The sequence below is a fragment of the Duganella sp. Root1480D1 genome, from assembly GCF_001427305.1.
GTDB lineage: Bacteria > Pseudomonadota > Gammaproteobacteria > Burkholderiales > Burkholderiaceae_D > Rugamonas.
Map to the genome: position 1 here is coordinate 180,633 of NZ_LMFZ01000004.1, position 18,116 is coordinate 198,748.

Genomic DNA, 18,116 nt, shown 5'->3' on the forward strand with positions numbered 1-18,116 from the left:
TTGGTGGGCATGACTACCTTGCCCACCTTCTTCCTCTCCCACGGCGGCGGCCCATGGCCCTGGATGCGTGACCAGTTCGGCAACGCTTACGACCAACTGGATGCATCGCTGCGCGATCTGCCGCGCCAGGCCGGCGGCAAGCCGCTGGCCCTGCTGGTCGTCACTGCGCATTGGGAGAGCCGCGACTTCCTGGTGTCGTCGTCGGCCAGGCCGCCAATGATCTACGACTACGGCGGCTTCCCGCCGCATACTTACCAGATCCAGTACCCTGCCCCTGGTTCGCCGCAATTGGCTGCACGCGTGGCCGGGCTGCTTGGCGGGCGCGCCCGCCTCGATCCGGAACGCGGCTTCGACCACGGCACCTTCAGTGCCATGTATCCCGCCTTTCCGCAAGCCGACGTGCCGATCGTGCAGCTCTCGCTGCGCCATGGGCTGGACCCGGCCGAACACCTGGAAATCGGCCGCCTGCTGCGGCCCTTGCGCGATGAAGGGATCCTGGTCGTCGGCAGCGGCCTGAGTTACCACAACCTGCGCGCGTTCAACGCCGCCGGCGCCGAGGCTTCGCGCGTGTTCGATGGCTGGCTGCGCGAGACCATGACGGCAGCGCCGGCCGAACGCACGGCACGCCTGCTGGAATGGGAGCGTGCACCGGCCGCGCGCATGGCGCACCCGCGTGAAGAACACTTGCTGCCCTTGATGGTGGCGGTGGGCGCGGCCGAGGATGCGGCCGCGGAGGTGGTGTATCACGAAGACCGCTTCATGGGGGCGCTGGCGGTCAGCAGCTTCAAGCTCGGTTAGGTACCGCGCTTGCCCTTCATGCGCTCGGCCTCTTTCTCGGCAGCCTTGCGCTCCGCCTCTTCCGCCTTGACGCGCTCCGCTTCCGCGTGGATGGCCAGCGCCTCGGCGCGGGTCGCCGGGGTTTCCAGCGAAATGCGGCCCAGCGCGCCGCTGCGGTAATCCTGCAGCAGCATGTGCGACGCCTTCTCGAAGTCCCAGTCGCCGCCGCGCAGGCGATAGCTGCGCAGCTGCGCCACGCGCTCGATCAGCGCCACGCCGTCCATGGCCGACACCTCGGCCTTGTAGCGCGCCTTCAGCAATTCCGGATAGCGCTTCAGCAGTTCCTCCGCCAGCCACACCGCCACTTCTTCCTCGATCAGCGCGTTGGCGCCGATCGCGTGCGAGGCCGCCAGCGCCATGCCGTCGGACGGCATCTCGATCTTCGGCCACAGCAGGCCCGGGGTATCGATCAGCACCGTCTCCAGGTCGAGGTAGATCTTCTGCTGCTGCTTGGTGACTGCCGGCTCGTCGCCCACTTTCGCCACGCGGCGCTTGAGCAGCGCATTCATCAGGGTCGACTTGCCGACGTTGGGAATCCCCATGATCATCATGCGCAGCGGCTTGATCGGCTCATTGCGGTGCGGCGCCAGCTTGCGCGCCTTGGCAATCACCTTGGCCACGTCGGACGGCTTCTTGGTGGTCATCGCGTAAGCGGTGACGGTCTTGTCCTGTTCGAAGTGGCGGATCCAGGCCGCGGTGGCATCCGGATCGGCCAGGTCGATCTTGTTCAGGATCTTCAGGCAAGGGCGCTGGCGGAACTTGCGCAATTCGTCCACCAGCGGATTGCAGCTTGCCGCAGGCAGGCGCGCGTCAACCACTTCGATGACGACATCGACATCGGCCATCTGTTCCGCCGCCTTTTTCTTGGCGGCGTTCATATGCCCGGGGAACCATTGGATAGACATGCTCTTGCCTTACGAATCGAATGAACAATCCGCCATTTTACCTCAAGACCACCCTGCCGAACGAGGTGTCGGTGCGGGCGCCGCTGGCCTTGGGCGAGATGCCGAAACGACAAGTTTGCAGCCAGTTCACCGCATCGCGCACCACGGCGGCATCGAAATGCGCCGCTTCCGGCACGATGCGCCGGGCCTTGCCTTCGGCGTCGACCAGGAAGCGCAGCTTGATGGAAGCGCGGCCATCGGGCCGCTGGTCCAGGTTGTCGTAGCGCAGGAAGCGCTGCGACGGGCCGCAACTGCCAGGCAGCAGCATGGGCCGCAACGGCGCCGGGCCTTCCAGCGTCCACGCATACTGCAGCGGGAACACCGTCCCATCGCGTGCCGCGGCCAGCCCGGGCTTGAAGCGGCAGCGCGCCAGGCCGGCCAGCGCCGCCTGGTCCAGGATGGTCCAGCCGCTGCCCTGCTTCACTTCCGCGTTGCGCACCGCTCCATCGGCGCCGACCTGGAATTGCAGCGCGGTGCTGCCTTCGATTTCGTAGCGCACGGCTTCGCGCGGCCACTCGGGCAGCGTGCAACTGGCCGGCGTGGCCAGCGACTCATAGGGAAAGGCGCTGGCACCGGCCAGCGCAAGCAGCAACGACAGCATCTCAGATCTCGGCCAGGGCCTTCACATGGGCGACCACGCTGCGGCCCAGGGCCGACAGGTTGTAGCCGCCTTCCAGGCAGCTCACGATGCGGCCTTGCGCGTGCTGGCGCGCGACCTCCATCACCTGCTGCGTCATCCATGCATAATCCGCCTCCACCAGCCCCATGCCGCCCAGGTCGTCCTCGCGGTGGGCGTCGAAGCCGGCGGAGATGAAGATCATCTGCGGCTTGAACGCATGCAGCGCCGGCAGCCACTTCTCCTGCACCAGCGCGCGCACGGTATCGCCCCTGGAGCCGGCCGGCACCGGCACGTTGACGCGGTTTGGCGTCTCCGGCAGCACTTCGCAATACGGATAGAACGGGTGCTGGAAGAAGCTCACCATCAGCGCGCGCGGCTCATTGAGCAGCGCTTCTTCAGTGCCGTTGCCGTGATGGACGTCGAAGTCCACCACAGCCACGCGTTCCAGGCCGCGCACGTCAAGGGCGTGCCTGACGGCGATTGCCACATTATTGAACAGGCAGAAGCCCATCGGTTCGATCGGCCGCGCATGGTGGCCTGGCGGGCGCACTGCGCAGAAAGCGTTATCGATCTCGCGGTCGATCACCGCATCGGTGGCCGCAATCGCAGCGCCAGCCGCACGCCGCGCCGCATTCCAGCTATGCGCGTTGAGCGAGGTGTCGCCGTCGATCGGGTAGTAGTCGCCTGCAGCCGGCAGGTGGTCGCGCACGATGGCGATGGCATTGGCGGTATGGTTGCGCGCGATCGAAGCTTCGTCGGCCAGCGGCGCGTCGCGGTGTTCCAGCAGGTCGTCGATGTGGGCGTTGATCAACTGGTCGGCAATGGCTTGCAGTCGCGCCGGGCATTCGGGATGCCAGTCCCCCATTTCGTGGCGCTGGCAGTCGGGATGGCTGTAAATTGCTGTGCTCATGAATCGCGTTCTCGCATAGAATGCGAGTAATCTACCATGCGGCGGCAGGTCCACCAAACCACGTACCAAAACCATGTATACCAAATTACACGCCGTAGCACGCCAGGTCGGCCAGGTCATCGTCGGCAAGGAGTTGCAAGTGCGCCAGTCGCTGACCTGCCTGCTGGCCGGCGGCCACCTGCTATTGGAAGACCTGCCGGGCGTCGGCAAAACCACGCTGTCGCATGCCCTGGCGCTGTCGCTGGGCCTGCAGTTCAACCGCATCCAGTTCACCAGCGACCTGCTGCCGGCCGACGTGGCCGGCGTTTCGATCTATGAACGCGAGCTGAACGCCTTCAGCTTCCACCCCGGCCCGATCTTCACGCAAGTGCTGCTGGCCGACGAAATCAACCGCGCCACGCCGAAGACCCAATCCGGCCTGCTGGAAGCGATGGAAGAGCGCCAGGTCTCGGCCGACGGCGTGACCCGCCCGCTGCCCGAGCCGTTCTTCGTGATCGCGACGCAGAACCCGACCCACCAGGTCGGCACCTTTCCGCTGCCGGAATCGCAGCTCGACCGCTTCCTGATGTGCATCTCGCTCGGCTATCCCGACGCGGCCGCCGAGCGCGCGCTGCTGATGGGCGAGGACCGCCGCCAGATCCTCAAGCACCTGGCGCCGGCCATGACGCCGGCCGAACTGTTCGCCGCGCAGCAGTCGCTGCGCCAGATCCACGCCGCGCCGGCGCTGATCGATTACGTGCAAGCGCTGGCGCAGGCATCGCGCCAGAACGGCTTCTTTGCCGAAGGACTGAGCCCGCGCGCCGCGCTGGCCTTGCTGCAGGCTGCGCGTGCCTGGGCCGCATTGGAAGGGCGCGACCACGTCATGCCGGAAGACGTGCAGGCCGTGCTGGTGCCGGTGTGTGCGCACCGTTTGCGCCCGCTCAAGTCTTCGCACGGCACTGCGCTGGCCAGCCGCGACCTGGTGCTGCAACTGCAAAAGTCGGTACCGGTATAAGCCATGCTTGCTCCAGCAAGGAGAATGCTTGACCGCTGGCTGTTCCAGCTGAAGGAAAAGGAGCCGGGCGAGGTGCAGCTCGTGATGCGCCGCGTCTTCATCCTGCCGACCAGGCCAGGCCTGGCCTTTGTCGGCCTGCTGCTGATCATGCTGATCGGTTCCGTCAACTACAACCTTGGCCTTGGCTTCGTGCTGACCTTTTTCACCGGGTCCTGTGCCATCGTCGACATGTACATGACGGCCAAGAACCTGGCCTTCCTGCACCTGGCGCCTGGCCGCGCGCAGCCGGTGTTTGCCGGCGACGAAGCCCAGTTCGAACTGCATGTGCGCAACAGCACGCCGCGCAGCCGCTACGCCATCTGGCTCGGCTTCCAGGACGAAGGCGAGCCGCGCCAGGCCGTCGACGTGGAGGCCAGGGGCAGTGCCGCGGTGGTGCTGTCGCGCCCTACCACGCAGCGCGGCTGGCTGCCGGCGCCGCGCGTGCGCCTGTTCACCCGCTTCCCGCTTGGCCTGTTCGGCGCCTGGTCGTATTGGCAGCCGGACCTGAAAGTGCTGGCCTATCCGCAGCCGGAAGTGGCGGCGCCACCCCTGCCCACCACCGGCGCCGCGAGCGAGGATGGCTACGGCACCGTGGGCCTGGATAATTTCTCCGGCATCCGCAGCTACCAGCCGGGCGACCCGATGCGCCACCTGGCCTGGCGCCAGATCGCGCGCCTGCACCCGGCCGACGGCGGCAACCTGGTGAGCAAGCATTTCGAAGGCGGCGCGGTGTCCGACCTGCTGCTCGACCTGGAGGCGCTGCCGCCGCTGCTCGATATGGAAGTGCGCCTGTCGCGGCTCACGGCCTGGGTGCTGGAAGCGGAGCGGCGCGCCCTGCCCTATGCCCTCCATATCGGCCGCCGCGAAATCGCGCAAGGCCTGGGTGAAGCGCATTGCGCCAACTGCCTGCGCGCGCTGGCCCTGTACGGCAAGGAGGGCGCATGATCGCCCGCCTGGCCGGCATCGCCAGCCGCCTGACGCGCGACAAGGCCGATACCCTGCTGCTCGTGCTGGCGGCCTTGATGGTACTGGCGCCCCACTTCGGCCACCTGCCGTTGTGGACTTCGGCCACGGTCTGCCTGACCCTCGGCTGGCGCGGCGCCATTACCCTGCGCGGCAGCCGCCTGCCGCCAATGTGGCTGCTGCTGCCGGTATCGGTGCTGGCGATGGGCGGCGTCTACCTGACCTACCGCACCCTGCTCGGACGCGAAGCGGGCGTCACCATGCTGGCCCTGCTGCTTACCTTCAAGCTGCTGGAAATGCACGCGCGGCGCGACCTGTTCGTGGTGATCTTCCTCAGCTTCTTCCTGCTGCTGACGAACTTCTTCTACTCGCAATCGATCCTCACCGCGCTGGTGATGATCGCCACCATCATCGCGCTGCTGTCGGCGCAGATCACCTTCCAGTTCACCGCTGCCGTGCCGCCGCTGGCCGTGCGGCTGAAACTGGCCGCCCGCATCTTCCTGGTCGCAGCGCCGCTGGGCGTGCTGCTGTTTGTCGGCTTCCCGCGCATCCAGGGACCGCTGTGGGGCCTGCCGGGCGATGCCGGCGGCAAGAGCGGCATGGCCGATACGATGTCGCCGGGCTCCATGACCAGCCTGGCGCTGTCGGAAGAAGTGGCATTCCGCGCCCGCTTCGATGGCGCCGCGCCGCCGCAGCAACAGCTTTACTGGCGCGGCCCGGTGCTGAGCCACTACGATGGCCGCGCCTGGACCCGCATCGGCCTGACCTTGTATCCGATCGCCGAGCTGCGCCTGGCCCGGCAACTGGACTTGAAAAACCCCGCCTATTCCTATGAGGTGACGCTGGAGCCGGGGCGGCGCCAGTTCCTGTTCATGCTGGAGCTCAGCGAACCGGGAGCGCGGGCCGACGGCGCCGAAGTTTCGTACACAAGCGAGCTGGAACAACTGGTGCAGGCCGGCAGCGACAAGCGCCTGCGCTACAGTTCCGTGGCACACCCGGCTTACCTGGCACAGCCAGGCCTGGCGCCGCAAGCGTTGGAACGCTGGCTGCAGCTCCCGCAGGGATTCAATCCGCGCACGCTGCGCTTTGCCGCGCAAATACAGGCCCTGCGCGCCGTCGGCGGCGACGATGCCGCCATCGCCGCCGTGCTGGACATGTTCCGCAAAGGCTTTGAATACACGCTGGAGCCAGGCCAGCTTGGCCGCGATGAAATCGACGAATTCCTGTTCGATACGCGCAAGGGTTTCTGCGAACACTATTCCGGCGCCTTCGTTTATGTGATGCGCGCGGCCGGCTTGCCGGCGCGCGTGGTGAATGGCTACCAGGGCGGCGAACTGAATCCGGTCGACGGCTATTACACGGTGCGCCAGTCCGATGCCCATGCCTGGGCCGAAGTCTGGCTCGGCCCCCAGCGCGGCTGGACGCGCTTCGACCCGACCGCCGCCGTCGCGCCGGAGCGCATCCGCAGCAGCCTGGCGCAGGCCTTACCGCAATCAGCGCCTTTCGGTTTGCAAGGCTTGGCCGACCTGGCGCGCGACCAGAACTCCTGGCTGGCGAAGCTGCGTTTTGGCGCCAGCGCGATGAATAATGCTTGGAATCAATGGATCCTCGATTACAATCCAAACAGGCAGCAAGATTTCCTCAAAGAACTGGCCGCCTCCTTTGGCGACTGGCGCCTGCTGGCGGGCCTGGCCCTGTGCGCCGCACTGGCGCTGCTGGTGAAATACCGCCGCACCGGGCGCGCGCGCGATCCGGTCGATGCGGCCTACCTCGCCTTCTGCCGCCAGCTGCTGCGGCATGGCGTGGACAAGGCGCCGGACGAAGGCCCGCTGGCCCTGGCCCAACGCGTGCGGCAATCGAACCTGCCGCGCGAGAAAATAGCTGCCATGACAGGATTCCTGGAGCTGTATGGCGCGCTCAAATATGGGCCACCGGCAGCGCAACGAGACAATGAGCCGCTCGCACGGCTGAACAGTTTGCTGAAACAATCCCGATGAGATTTTTAAAGAAATTCCCCACCTCCGCGCTGGCCATGGCCTGCTTCGGCCTGGCCCTGGCGCCGGCTGCCGATGCCGCCATCCACAAGCCGGCCAGGATCAAGAAAGCGCCAAAAAAACCAGCGATCGACTACAGCGGCGAGTTCGTCAACTTCGGCCAGTGGAAGGACGTGCAGCAGTTCATGGGCGATCTGGAAATGAAGCATGGCGTGCCGGTCGCCGAATCCGAGAAGCTGTTCCTTGAACTGCGCTATATCGACGCCGCGGTGCAGCTGATGAAACCGGCGCCGCCGGGCAAGCCAAAAAACTGGCAAGCCTACAGCAGCCGCTTCATCGAACCAAAGCGCATCAATGCCGGCGTCGAATTCTGGAACGCCAACCGCGACACCCTGGCACGCGCCGAAGCGCTGTACGGCGTGCCGGCTGAAATCATCGTCGGCATTATCGGCGTGGAAACTATCTACGGCCGCGACATGGGCAGGTTCCGCGTGCTCGACGTGCTGGCCACCCTCGCCTTTTCCTATCCCCTGACACCGAACCGCGAGGCGCGCATGGAATTCTTCCGCGGCGAGCTGGAAGCGGCCATCGTGTCGGCGCGCCAGTCCGGGATCGATCCGCTGTCGCTGACTGGCTCCTATGCGGGTGCGGTCGGCATGCCGCAATTCATGCCAAGCAATATCTACCAGTTAGGCGTCGACTTCGACGGTGACGGCAAGGTCGACCTGCGCAATTCTCCTGCCGATGCCATCGGCAGCGTCGCCAACTTCCTGGTGGCCCACGGCTGGAAGCGCGACGATCCGGCGCGGCTGGCATATCCGGCGACCGTCTCGCCCGAACGAGCCTGGGAAAAATACCTGGGCACCGGCCTGGAAGCCCAATACAGCGGCGCGGACCTGCTGGCCGCCGGCGTGCACCCCGATGCCGACCTGCCGCCCGGCTTGTACGGCCTGGTCGACCTGCAAAACGGCTCGGAACCGACCGAGTACTGGGTTGGCACTAATAACTTCTTTTCTATCACCAAGTACAACCGGAGTTATTTCTATGCCATGTCGGTAGTGGAATTCGGGCGCGCGGTAAAGCTTTCAATGAAGGAAACTTTGTAACTGCGTGTAACTTGTGTGATATACAAGAGTATAGAATTACCCTAACACAAAAATTCAGGTAGAATTCTCTCAGAATGTTGCGATAGGACAACGCGTTTCGAGAGCAATATACTATTTTTTGTTGCACGCAAGTACTGCTGACCGCTCTGTTGTACAATTGTGTATATATTATGAAACTTGTTAAACAGGAATCCGTCTCAGGATTTGGGTCGTTAGCAGGACAACTTTAGAGAAGGAACAGAAGACATGACCAACCAAGTCGGTAATGATATGAACAACGAGTCGGAAGGCGATGATCTGCTGCAGTACAATCCGAACCGTCTGCTCGACACCCTGATCGAAAACCTGCGCCTGAAGAACGATGCGGCCCTGTCGCGCGCTCTGGAGGTCGCACCGCCTGTGATTTCCAAGATCCGCCACCACCGCCTGCCGGTCGGCGCATCGCTGCTGATCCGCATGCACGAGGTTTCCGACCTGAGCATCCGTGACCTGCGCTACCTGATGGGCGACCGCCGCAATAAGTTCCGCATCAGCGACAAGCAGTTCAAACCGAAAGAAGGCGCCGGCTCCGAAAACAAGGGCTGATTCCAGTTCTTGCTTTACCCTCCCCGCCCGGGGAGGGTGAGCGCCGCTGCGCTCAGGCCGGGAACACCCCGGTCGACAGGTAGCGGTCGCCGCGATCGCAGACGATGAACACGATCGTCGCGTTTTCCACTTGCTGCGAAATGCGCAGCGCAATCTCACAGGCACCCGCTGCCGAAATCCCGCAGAAGATACCCTCTTCAGCAGCCAGCCGGCGCGCCATGCGTTCCGCCGCTGCCTGCGACACGTATTCCACCTGATCCACGCGCGCCTTGTCGTAAATCTTCGGCAGGTATGCTTCCGGCCATTTGCGGATACCCGGGATCGACGAGCCCTCTTCCGGCTGCGCGCCGATGATGCGCACGTTCCCGTTCTGTTCCTTCAGGTATTGCGACACGCCCATGATGGTGCCGGTGGTGCCCATGGCGGACACGAAATGCGTGACGCGGCCTTCGGTATCGCGCCAGATTTCCGGGCCAGTGCCCTCGTAGTGGGCGCGCGGGTTGTCGCCGTTGGCAAACTGGTCGAGGATGATGCCCTTGCCGTCCTTCTGCATCTGCTCGGCCAGGTCGCGCGCGTATTCCATGCCGCCGGTTTTCGGCGTCAGGATGATGTTGGCGCCGTAGGCGGCCATGCTCATGCGGCGTTCTTCGCTCAGGTTCTCCGGCATCAGCAGGATCATCTTGTAGCCGCGGATGGCTGCAGCCATGGCCAGCGCGATGCCGGTATTGCCGCTGGTCGCTTCGATCAGGGTGTCGCCCGGCTTGATCTGGCCGCGCTCTTCGGCCCGGCGCAGCATCGACATGGCGGCGCGGTCCTTGACCGAACCGGCCGGATTGTCGCCTTCCAGCTTGCCCAGGATGATATTGCCGCGCGTGGCCGCTTCTGCGCCGGGGATGCGTACCAACTGCACCAGCGGCGTGTTACCGATGGTATCGGCGATTGTTTTGTATCCCATGGTTCCTGCTATGTATTGTTCTGTCAAACGGCCATTTTATCCGCTTCGGCGGCGAGGTGCAGGGACATGAAGACATAGCCCAGGCTTTCGCCGTCAATCCGGAACAGGTCCGCAATCTCGCCAGTCTGCACGAAACCGCACTTCCGGTACAGTCCACGGGCCGGCGCATTGCCCGCCAGGACCTCCAGGTCCACCCATTCCAGGCCCTGTTCACGCGCCCAGCCGGCTGCCGTGTTCACCAGTGCAGCGCCAAGCCCGCTGCGGCGCGCAGCGCGGTGCACGCCCATGCCTAGCAGGCAGCGATGGCGCGCCGTCGCCTCGGGCCGCGAACGCAAGTCGATGTGGCCGATGATTTCCCCTTCGCGCAGCGCGACCCAGACCCGGCGCCAGCCTTGCTGGCCGAAGCTGGCCTGCAGGCCGGTACTGAAACCGTTCACCTTCTCCGGCGGGAAGCCGGCGCTGGTGCGCGACATAGGCTGGAACAATGGAGCACCATCGCGTCCATTATCAAGCAGGTGGTCGTTCAGGTAATGAAAGAAGGCGGCCAATTCTTCTGCTTGCAGCGGCCGGATTGTAAAGGTCATGGTAAATCATAGCAGGCCGGGGTAATTGCATTAAACTACATGCATTAACAGAGGAGCCTTTCCCCATGAGCGACACTGAAGTCATCTCCACGCCGTCCACCTTGGAGAGCCGGCGGCACCAGGTCAATCCGGTGCTGACCGAGCAGGAAATCAAGCGCCTGCACCGTTTCGGCACGGTGCGCCAGTATGCGCGCGGCGTGCGCATCCTCGAAGCGGGCCACACCTGCTTCGGCTTGATCATCGGGCTGAAAGGCACGATCACGATCTGCAAATACGATGGGCTTGGCAATTCCGAATTCCTGACCGAGCACGGTCCCGGCGAATTCACTGCCGAGGTCTCGCAGCTGTCGGGCCGCCCGTCCCTGGTCAACGCCACCGCCAAGGACGATGTCGAAGTGCTGGAAGTGACGCCGGAAAACCTGCGCGCACTGGTGATCGCGGAGGCGGAACTGGGCGAGCGCATCGTGCGTGCCCTGATCCTGCGCCGCGTCGGCCTGCTGGAGACGGAGGGCGGTGGCCTGGTGCTGGTGTCCCCGGCCGGCAACGCAGCCCTGTTCCACCTGCGCAGCTTCTTGAGCAGCAACGGCTATCCTTACCGCATCCTCGATCCCAAAGATGACGAGCAGGCACGCGCCCTGTGCGAGTACTACGAGCCGGGCCCGGACGACTGGCCGCTGGTGGTGTGCCCGGACGGCGTGGTGAAAAAGAACCCGAGCAATGCCGAAGTTGGCTACTGCATTGGCCTGCTGCCCGACATCGATACCGAAAAACTGTGGGACGTGGTGGTGGTCGGCGCCGGGCCTGCCGGCCTGGCGACCTCGGTGTATGCCGGTTCGGAAGGCTTGTCGGTGCTGGCACTGGAGCAGCGCGCCTTTGGCGGCCAGGCTGCGGCCAGCGCGCGCATCGAGAACTACCTTGGCTTCCCGACCGGCATTTCCGGCGGAGCGCTTGCCGGCCGCGCCTTCGTGCAAGCGCAGAAGTTCGGCGTGGAAGTCGCGATTCCAGCGCCAGCTACCCGCCTGCTGTGCGACAGCTGGCCGCTGCGCGTGGAAATCGCCGGCGGCCAAGTGGTGCGCGCCAAGACCGTGGTGCTGGCCAGCGGCGCGCGCTACAAGCGCCCTGCCCTCGACAATATCGGCGAATTCGAAGGCCGCGGTATCTATTTCTGGGCCTCGCCGATCGAGGCCAAGCTGTGCAAGTCGGAAGAAGTGGTGCTGGTTGGCGGCGGCAATTCCGCCGGCCAGGCAGCTGTCTTCCTGTCGGGCCACGCCTCCAAGGTGCATATGGTGATCCGCGGTGACGGCCTGAAAGCCACCATGTCGACCTACCTGATCGACCGCATCAAGGCCACCCCGAACATCGAACTGCACACGCACACCGAAATCGTCTCGCTGGACGGCAATGACGACGGGCTGTCGCGCGTCACCTTCCGCTGCAAGGACACCGGCACTATCGATAGCTGCGACGTCTGCCGCCTGTTCCTGTTCATCGGCGCCGACCCGAACACGGCCTGGCTGGCCGATTGCGGCGTGGAGGTCGATGCGCAAGGCTTCATCCGCACCGGCTTTGACGCCATCAAGGACCAGTGCCGCGCCAAGATGACGCTGGCAGATGCCCCGCAACGCGCACCATTGGAAACCAGCGTGCCGGGCGTGTTTGCGATCGGCGACGTGCGCTCAGGTTCCACCAAGCGCGTAGCCGCAGGTGTCGGCGAAGGCGCGGCCGTGGTATCGCAGATCCACGCCTTTCTGGCCAACCTGCCGGTAGAGGCGAAGGCCTAGGCACTGCCACGTGCCGCCGGCAGCAGCACGGTATCGGCATACTTCCATTGCTCTGGCGTTCCGCCCGTATCACCTCGCAGGAGTTCTCTCAGGGCAGGATCAATCTCTGCAAGCGCATCTCCCGAAGCGCTTGCAGCTTTGCCTGAGTCTTTCCATGCTTCGATGCCTGTTCGCTGCCTTGACGGAAGCGCTTTGACGGCTTCTCGAACGAACATGCACGTCATCCAGGGCGCGAATTTTTCCTCACTATGATCGATTTGCCGGGCGACCCGCCGCAGGATCAGCCAAGCCTGACGCAGGCGCCAAAGCGCCCGCGGATTGGTTAGCCTTGTTTTCGCCGCCAATTCACTAAAAAGTCGAACCTCATCCTGGCTGACCAACGCAATCTCGCCTCCGCCTGGCCTGTCTGTTTGTTCGGGCTCGTCCCGTTCAGGCGGATGCCAGTGTCCCCCGATTCCAGGACCAGTTCCAAACATTCCACCTTCGATAAAGAGCCGCGTATTGCTCGGCGAAATGGGCGTCAATGAGATTGAAACGTTAAACACTTTTGCCAAGTAGTCGCGCGCCACCATGGCGGGTTCGCGGTCAGCCGCTTTGAATTGCTCGAAATGCGTTTCAACGGCAGGAAATGCGATGCGATCATCCATTGCAACCAAAGTGACCACTCGCGGCAAGCTCGTAACGAGGCGGACCGCATCAAGCATCTGCTTGATGGTCGCTGTACTGCAGCGATCCAGGTCATCTACCACTATCAGCAAGTATTCTCCTTTGCCAGGATCACTTCCTCCTTCGATACGAAGTTCGATAAGGTTCTGAAGCGAAGTACGCATGTCATGGAAAGACCCCAGCTTCGACGAATAGTCCGGCAAGCCGAACATCCCCTCCCCGTCGGCCGTTGCCAGCCGCTTGGCCCATATCACCAGATTGCCGCCAACGAACTTATTGACAGAAGCGACGGCAGCCCAGGCAATCGCAATAGTGGAGATCAAAGTCTTGACCGCAGCCGACAGATCGAGCTGGCTAAAAAGAAGAACAAACAAAACCACCAACAATGATTGGTGGGATACGAATGGACGCATCCACTGCAGGAAAGTGCCCATCTTGCTGTTGATATGCGTTCGTTCAGCGGCCAAGGCATCAAAGATGTGCCTGCGCTGTTTTGCCGACAGCTTCAGTGCTAATCGCCACATGTCCGACAGGCCCAATCCGGCAGTCAAATGCTCAACGATCGATTGGGCCAGTGCAGCCGCAATGTTCTCAGACTTCTCGTGTTCCCAGGCATTGAAATCAACTATCCTGACTGTGGGCTTGGCTGCAATTTCCCATCCCAATGCCGCCTTCACAAAACCGATCTGCGAAGTCTTGCCGCTCCCCCATTCCCCGAATAATGCAATGGTCAACGGATCAGTGGTCGAACGCTCGCGTATCAGATCCACTAGCGAATCGGTAATTGCCTGGCGGGCGAACGCGTCATGCTGCGCGACGCGCTCCACTTTGGTTTGCCCTTGTCCCGCGTCCGCCAACCAGGCCCCCGACGGCACCTCATTGCCGGGTGCTTCAGGGCTACTCTCCTGACGGAACGCCGTCTTTGAGGCGCGGGTTCTTGCCGCCCGCTTTTTGGGCGCGGCGCCGCTGTCGCCGTGAATGTCTAAACCGAGGTTCGGCAAATTCGTATTGGACGATCCGCGTGGGGCTTCGGCTTGCCCGAAACCTTCAAACAAACTTGTCGAGGACGAAGCAGTACTTGAAAAAGGCCAGGATTGGCTTTGGCTATCCATATGCAACCTCCTTCGTGCGCTTATGCTCCCAATCAAGGCATTCAGGATACTCCAGTCGCGCCCTTACATCCCTTTGAATCGGTGCTGGAAGCGCTGGCTGACCGGCAGCCGAACGGCATGCCCACGCAAGCTAAGCCACATTGCGTTGTCGCCGTCGCGCACGGCAGCTGCAATGCGCTTCACCGCTACCACATAGCTGCGGTGCACCTGCCAGAATCCCGCGCCGTCCAGCGTTTCCGCCAGTTGCTTGAGCGGCATGCGGATGTGCGCTTCCAGTCCCTGCGCCACCACACGCGTGTACTTGTCTTCAGCCACGAAGTACAGGATGTCGGACAGGTCGATGAAATGCACCGTCTGGCCAACCGATGCCTGTATCCACGACGGTGGCTGCGCCTGCGACGCGGGCGCAGCGCTTGCCGCGCGCACGCCGGCAGCGAGGCCCTGCAAGTCCGGCGGCGGCAGCAGCATGCGCTCGCGCAGCCGTTGCACTGTGCGGGCCAGCCGCGCCGCGTCGATTGGCTTGAGCAGGTAATCGTGCGCACCCTGTTCGAATGCGGCCAATGCATGTTCGTTGTACGCCGTTACGAAGACCACATGGGTGCGCGACCCGAATGTTGCTGCCAGCTGCAAGCCGTCCAGCCCGGGCATGCGGATATCCAGGAAAGCCACGTCCGGCGCCAGCTCGCGTGCCAGCCGCAGCGCCTCGAAGCCGTCCGCCGCATCGGGCAGCAGTTCGGCCTCCGGCCATAGTGCTGCGAACAATTCGCGCAGCTCCGCCCGCAGCAGCGGCTCGTCATCGGCGACCAGGATGCGAGGCTTCATGCGCGGGCCTCCATTGGCAGCAGCAGTTCGGCTTCAGTCGCGCCATCTGCCGCCCGGCGCAACTCGAACGTAGCCTGCCCGCCATAAAGCGCCTGCAGCCGCTCACGCACGTTGCGCAGGCCGACACCGCTGCCCAGCAGCGTTGCGCCCTGGCTTTGCTGCAAGCCCGCGCCATCGTCGCGCACGACAATGCCCAGCCGGCCGTCGCCGCGCATCGCTGCCGCGACACTCACGCATACGGTGCCCGGTTTCGGTTCCACCCCGTGCTGCAACGCGTTTTCCACCAGGGACATCAACATCATCGGCGGGACCTGCAGCTCGCCCAGCCCTTGCGGGCAATCGATCCTGGTCGACAGGCGCGCGCCGAAACGGATTTCCATCAGCGCCAGATAATGGCCCGCCAATTCGCACTCCCGGGCCAGCGTGGACGACGATGTACGCATGTCCGGCAACGCCGTGCGCAAGTAGGCGATCAAATGATCCAGCATTTCCACTGCCCGCTCCGGAGCGTGGCGTGCCAGGTAGCGGGTATTGGCCAAAGTGTTGTACAGAAAGTGCGGCTCGACCTGTGCCTGCAGCGATTTCAATTCAGCTTGTACGGCAGCCCGCTGCAGCTCCGACAGTTGAAGCGCGCGTGCTTCCCGATTGGCCATCAACAATGGAATGCCAAGCATCAGCGCATTGAACACCAGGGCGCTGCTGAACATCTGCGCAGACGTCAATGCCGCCATGCGCTGCAACTGCGCCGCCTGCCCATATGCCAGCGTCGCGACGCACGCAGAGGCGAGCAGCGCCAAAGCCAGCCCCGCCCAGCAGAAGGCCCAGCCGGCATGGCGCGGCATCAGCCGCCGTATCGCCCCGGCAGCAAGTTGCGCACAGATGACGCCCAGCACCAGGCTGCCGAACAAGGCAGCCCTGGCCCAGCTGCCACTCCAGAGGCAGATCGCCAGCACCAATCCGCCGCACACGGCACTGGTTGCCCAGTCCCGCAAGCTGGGGGATGAGATGCGCCGCAAGGCCGGCCCCGGGCCATAAGGTGCTGGCGTATGCTTCATCACAGGCTTGGCTTCGTGCGCAGTTCGATTTCCTGCTCGCGCGAGGGCATCGAATCAACCGCAACCTCGGTCCCGACGGCGGTCATTTTCAGTTCATCGATCCAGCTTGTACCGCTCGAGCCGGTGATGACGCCGAAGCTGATGGACTTGGCGTCCGCTGGCACGTCAAGGGTGACGCTGCGCGGCGTCCAGCCGTTGGTGCCGCGCATCGGCTTGTCCTGGCTGTTGTAGAAGGCGCAGGAATATTTGGATTCGCAGTCGACCCGCATCCAGAGCCCAGTCCAGCCAGTGACATTTTCAGTGCGAACCTGAGCCTGGAAACGCAGGCGCTTGCCGCGGTACTCGGCGGCGGAGAAAAACTGCATCAATGTGGCCCAGTCGCCGGTGGTGGCTGTGGATTTGGCGCGAACGTACTTGGCAAGGGAACCGCGGTGTACGCCATTCTCTTCCTGGCCAGCTTCGAACCTGCTCTTATGCTCGGAACTGAGCATCCAGGGTGGATCGAGTGGAACGCCAGGTTGCGCCAGGGCCAACAGGGAAGTGGCGCTCAATGCTGCGAGCAATACGATGTGAGGTTTCATGGGGGTAGTTTCGCATGGCATGACGACATTGTCATGTCCACAACTGTGCCCCGGGCCGCGGGTTTACGGGGAAGCATGCGATAAACGCTCCCCCTTGCCGATGAATGCCGGCGCCTGCGGATTAACGCAGTGAGGCGCTACCTATTTGCGTGCGGCTTCCTTGCGCGCAGGCGCTGCGCCCTCACGCGATTTGCCGTTGACCATCAGGCCGGCCTCCGACAGCTTGATGGCGTTTTTCTCGCCGATGCCTTTGACCCGCTGTTCCAGGTCGGCCCAATCCTTGAACTCCCCTTTTGCGCGTTCCGCCATGATGGCCTTGGATTTGGCCGGGCCAATGCCCTTGACGCTATCGAGTGCGGCCGCATCGGCCTTGTTGACGTCGACCTGGGCGAATGCCATGCCCATGCAAGCGACCAGCGTAGCGACGGCGAGCAGCAGTTTCCTGATCATGATTGCCTCCATAAGTGGACACGAGAAGACCTCGTTTCGCCACAACGCGGCACGCGTCGCCCGGCTGACGCGCGGCGCATGCAATTTGAGGCAGATCAATCAACGCACAACTAATTCCACACGACGGTTCCTGGCACGGCCTTCGTCGCTGGCGTTGCTGGCCACCGGCGCCATATTGGCCACGCCACGCGGCATCATGCGGTTGGCGGCAATTCCGTACCTGGAGGCCAGCGCATCGGCCACGGCCTGGGCACGCTTTTGCGACAGCGTCATATTGGCCTCGAACTCGCCCTGGTCGTCGGTATGGCCGACGATGAAGACTTTCATCTTGGGCTGCGCCTGCAGGGCCTTGGCCATCTGCTCCAGTTGCTCGCCCGACTGCTCGCGGATCACGGCCTTGTTGGTGTCGAAGGTCACGCCGTACAGCGCCACCTTGCCGTCGCGCTGCAAGCCTTCCTGGATGGCACGCGTGTCGACGGTCACCTTGCCGCCTTCCATCACGGTCGGTTCGATGATTTGCACGAACTGGCGCACACGCTGGAAATCGGTGTATTCGGACAGCCCCACCATCACATAGGTATTGCCGCCCGGGCCCGGCTTGGCCGCACTGACCAGGTGAAAGCGCGGCTGGTTGGCGCTATTGAAGGTGCTGCTGACATAAGGGTCGAACGACTTCCAGTTCACTTCGCGCGGCAACTCCTGCACCAGGTTCTGTACCTTGGCCTTCTCGCATTGGTCGGTTTCGCAGGCGTACAGGATCTTGAAGCCGGCGGCGCTCAGCGCTTGCAGGTAATTGCGGTGGATTTCCAGCGCGCTGCGGCCTTTCGGTCCCCAGTAATAGCGGTTGGCAGTCTTGCCCTCCACCTTGTGCAGCACGGGCTTGCCGGCCTCGGTATCGACGATGCGCGCCTGGCCCAGGTTCTCGCCGCCATACATATAGAGCATCGAACCCTCATAGCGGTGCAGCAGCGGGTGGTCGCTGCCGCCGGCAATGTCTTTGCTGAAGTTCGGCTGGGCGGAGGCCTGGAAGGAAATCGCTGCCAGGACGGCAAAAAGAATGGTTCGCATGGTGTCTGCATCCGGTGAAAGGGATTGCCAATATAACAAAAACGCGACAAT

18 protein-coding genes are annotated in these 18,116 nt (G+C 63.5%); 7 read left to right on the plus strand and 11 right to left on the minus strand.

The window, feature by feature from the left end; genetic code table 11:
• The first annotated feature begins 9 nt into the window (after positions 1–9).
• Positions 10–798 carry a class III extradiol ring-cleavage dioxygenase gene (locus ASD58_RS06515; RefSeq protein WP_057260280.1) on the plus strand — a complete coding sequence of 263 codons (789 nt, stop codon included), beginning with the start codon at positions 10–12 and terminating at the stop codon, positions 796–798.
• Here the strand turns inward: ASD58_RS06515 and ylqF are convergent.
• The 3 genes from ylqF to ASD58_RS06530 are packed head-to-tail and all read right to left on the minus strand — an operon-like array spanning position 795 to position 3,310.
• Complete coding sequence (ylqF, locus tag ASD58_RS06520; protein WP_082565260.1) at positions 795–1,742, minus strand: ribosome biogenesis GTPase YlqF; 948 nt, start codon at positions 1,740–1,742, stop codon at positions 795–797. The two genes, ASD58_RS06515 and ylqF, sit on opposite strands and share 4 nt — an antisense overlap.
• Positions 1,743–1,779: 37 nt before the next feature.
• On the minus strand, positions 1,780–2,382 hold the full coding sequence (locus ASD58_RS06525) for an energy transducer TonB (protein ID WP_057260282.1): 603 nt from the start codon (positions 2,380–2,382) through the stop codon (positions 1,780–1,782).
• A 1-nt stretch (position 2,383) separates the two neighbouring features.
• Complete coding sequence (locus ASD58_RS06530; protein ID WP_057260283.1) at positions 2,384–3,310, minus strand: histone deacetylase family protein; 927 nt, start codon at positions 3,308–3,310, stop codon at positions 2,384–2,386.
• A 73-nt stretch (positions 3,311–3,383) separates the two neighbouring features.
• On the opposite strand from ASD58_RS06530, the gene ASD58_RS06535 reads away from it, so the two are divergent.
• From ASD58_RS06535 to ASD58_RS06555, 5 genes are all read left to right on the plus strand, one after another.
• Entirely contained in the window at positions 3,384–4,304 is a 921-nt protein-coding gene (locus tag ASD58_RS06535) for a MoxR family ATPase (protein WP_057260284.1), read from the plus strand.
• A gap of 24 nt (positions 4,305–4,328) precedes the next feature.
• Positions 4,329–5,288 (plus strand): DUF58 domain-containing protein, encoded by a 960-nt coding sequence (locus ASD58_RS06540; RefSeq protein WP_229209916.1) that lies wholly within the window; start codon positions 4,329–4,331, stop codon positions 5,286–5,288.
• Complete coding sequence (locus tag ASD58_RS06545) at positions 5,285–7,303, plus strand: DUF3488 and DUF4129 domain-containing transglutaminase family protein (protein WP_057260286.1); 2,019 nt, start codon at positions 5,285–5,287, stop codon at positions 7,301–7,303. The genes ASD58_RS06540 and ASD58_RS06545 overlap by 4 nt, the downstream gene beginning before the upstream one ends.
• Positions 7,300–8,406: a lytic murein transglycosylase B gene (gene mltB / locus ASD58_RS06550; protein WP_057260287.1), complete on the plus strand. Its 1,107-nt coding sequence runs from the start codon at positions 7,300–7,302 to the stop codon at positions 8,404–8,406. The genes ASD58_RS06545 and mltB overlap by 4 nt, the downstream gene beginning before the upstream one ends.
• A gap of 246 nt (positions 8,407–8,652) precedes the next feature.
• Positions 8,653–8,991: a hypothetical protein gene (locus ASD58_RS06555; RefSeq protein ID WP_057260288.1), complete on the plus strand. Its 339-nt coding sequence runs from the start codon at positions 8,653–8,655 to the stop codon at positions 8,989–8,991.
• Positions 8,992–9,043: 52 nt separating this feature from the next.
• On the opposite strand, the gene cysM is transcribed toward ASD58_RS06555, so the two are convergent.
• Positions 9,044–9,946 (minus strand): cysteine synthase CysM, encoded by a 903-nt coding sequence (cysM, locus tag ASD58_RS06560; protein ID WP_057260289.1) that lies wholly within the window; start codon positions 9,944–9,946, stop codon positions 9,044–9,046.
• Positions 9,947–9,969: 23 nt separating this feature from the next.
• Entirely contained in the window at positions 9,970–10,530 is a 561-nt protein-coding gene (locus tag ASD58_RS06565) for a GNAT family N-acetyltransferase (protein WP_057260290.1), read from the minus strand.
• A 65-nt stretch (positions 10,531–10,595) separates the two neighbouring features.
• Between ASD58_RS06565 and ASD58_RS06570 the strand changes: the two genes are divergently transcribed.
• The gene (locus tag ASD58_RS06570) at positions 10,596–12,311 is read left to right on the plus strand and encodes an FAD-dependent oxidoreductase (RefSeq protein ID WP_057260291.1); all 1,716 of its coding nucleotides are present in this window, start codon (positions 10,596–10,598) and stop codon (positions 12,309–12,311) included.
• Here ASD58_RS06570 and ASD58_RS06575 read toward each other — a convergent pair.
• The 6 genes from ASD58_RS06575 to ASD58_RS06605 form a co-directional block, all read right to left on the minus strand.
• Positions 12,308–14,089: a P-loop NTPase fold protein gene (locus ASD58_RS06575; RefSeq protein ID WP_082565261.1), complete on the minus strand. Its 1,782-nt coding sequence runs from the start codon at positions 14,087–14,089 to the stop codon at positions 12,308–12,310. The genes ASD58_RS06570 and ASD58_RS06575 overlap by 4 nt on opposite strands.
• A 63-nt stretch (positions 14,090–14,152) precedes the next feature.
• Positions 14,153–14,911, minus strand: a complete 759-nt coding sequence (locus ASD58_RS06580) for a LytTR family DNA-binding domain-containing protein (protein WP_057260293.1) — start codon at positions 14,909–14,911, stop codon at positions 14,153–14,155.
• Positions 14,908–15,966: a sensor histidine kinase gene (locus ASD58_RS06585; RefSeq protein WP_082565262.1), complete on the minus strand. Its 1,059-nt coding sequence runs from the start codon at positions 15,964–15,966 to the stop codon at positions 14,908–14,910. The genes ASD58_RS06580 and ASD58_RS06585 overlap by 4 nt, the downstream gene beginning before the upstream one ends.
• On the minus strand, positions 15,966–16,547 hold the full coding sequence (locus ASD58_RS06595) for a hypothetical protein (RefSeq protein WP_082565263.1): 582 nt from the start codon (positions 16,545–16,547) through the stop codon (positions 15,966–15,968). The genes ASD58_RS06585 and ASD58_RS06595 overlap by 1 nt, the downstream gene beginning before the upstream one ends.
• Before the next feature lie 141 nt (positions 16,548–16,688).
• Complete coding sequence (locus tag ASD58_RS06600) at positions 16,689–16,997, minus strand: helix-hairpin-helix domain-containing protein (RefSeq protein WP_057260356.1); 309 nt, start codon at positions 16,995–16,997, stop codon at positions 16,689–16,691.
• Between the two features lie 99 nt (positions 16,998–17,096).
• Entirely contained in the window at positions 17,097–18,065 is a 969-nt protein-coding gene (locus tag ASD58_RS06605; protein ID WP_057260297.1) for an OmpA family protein, read from the minus strand.
• Positions 18,066–18,116 lie beyond the last annotated feature (51 nt).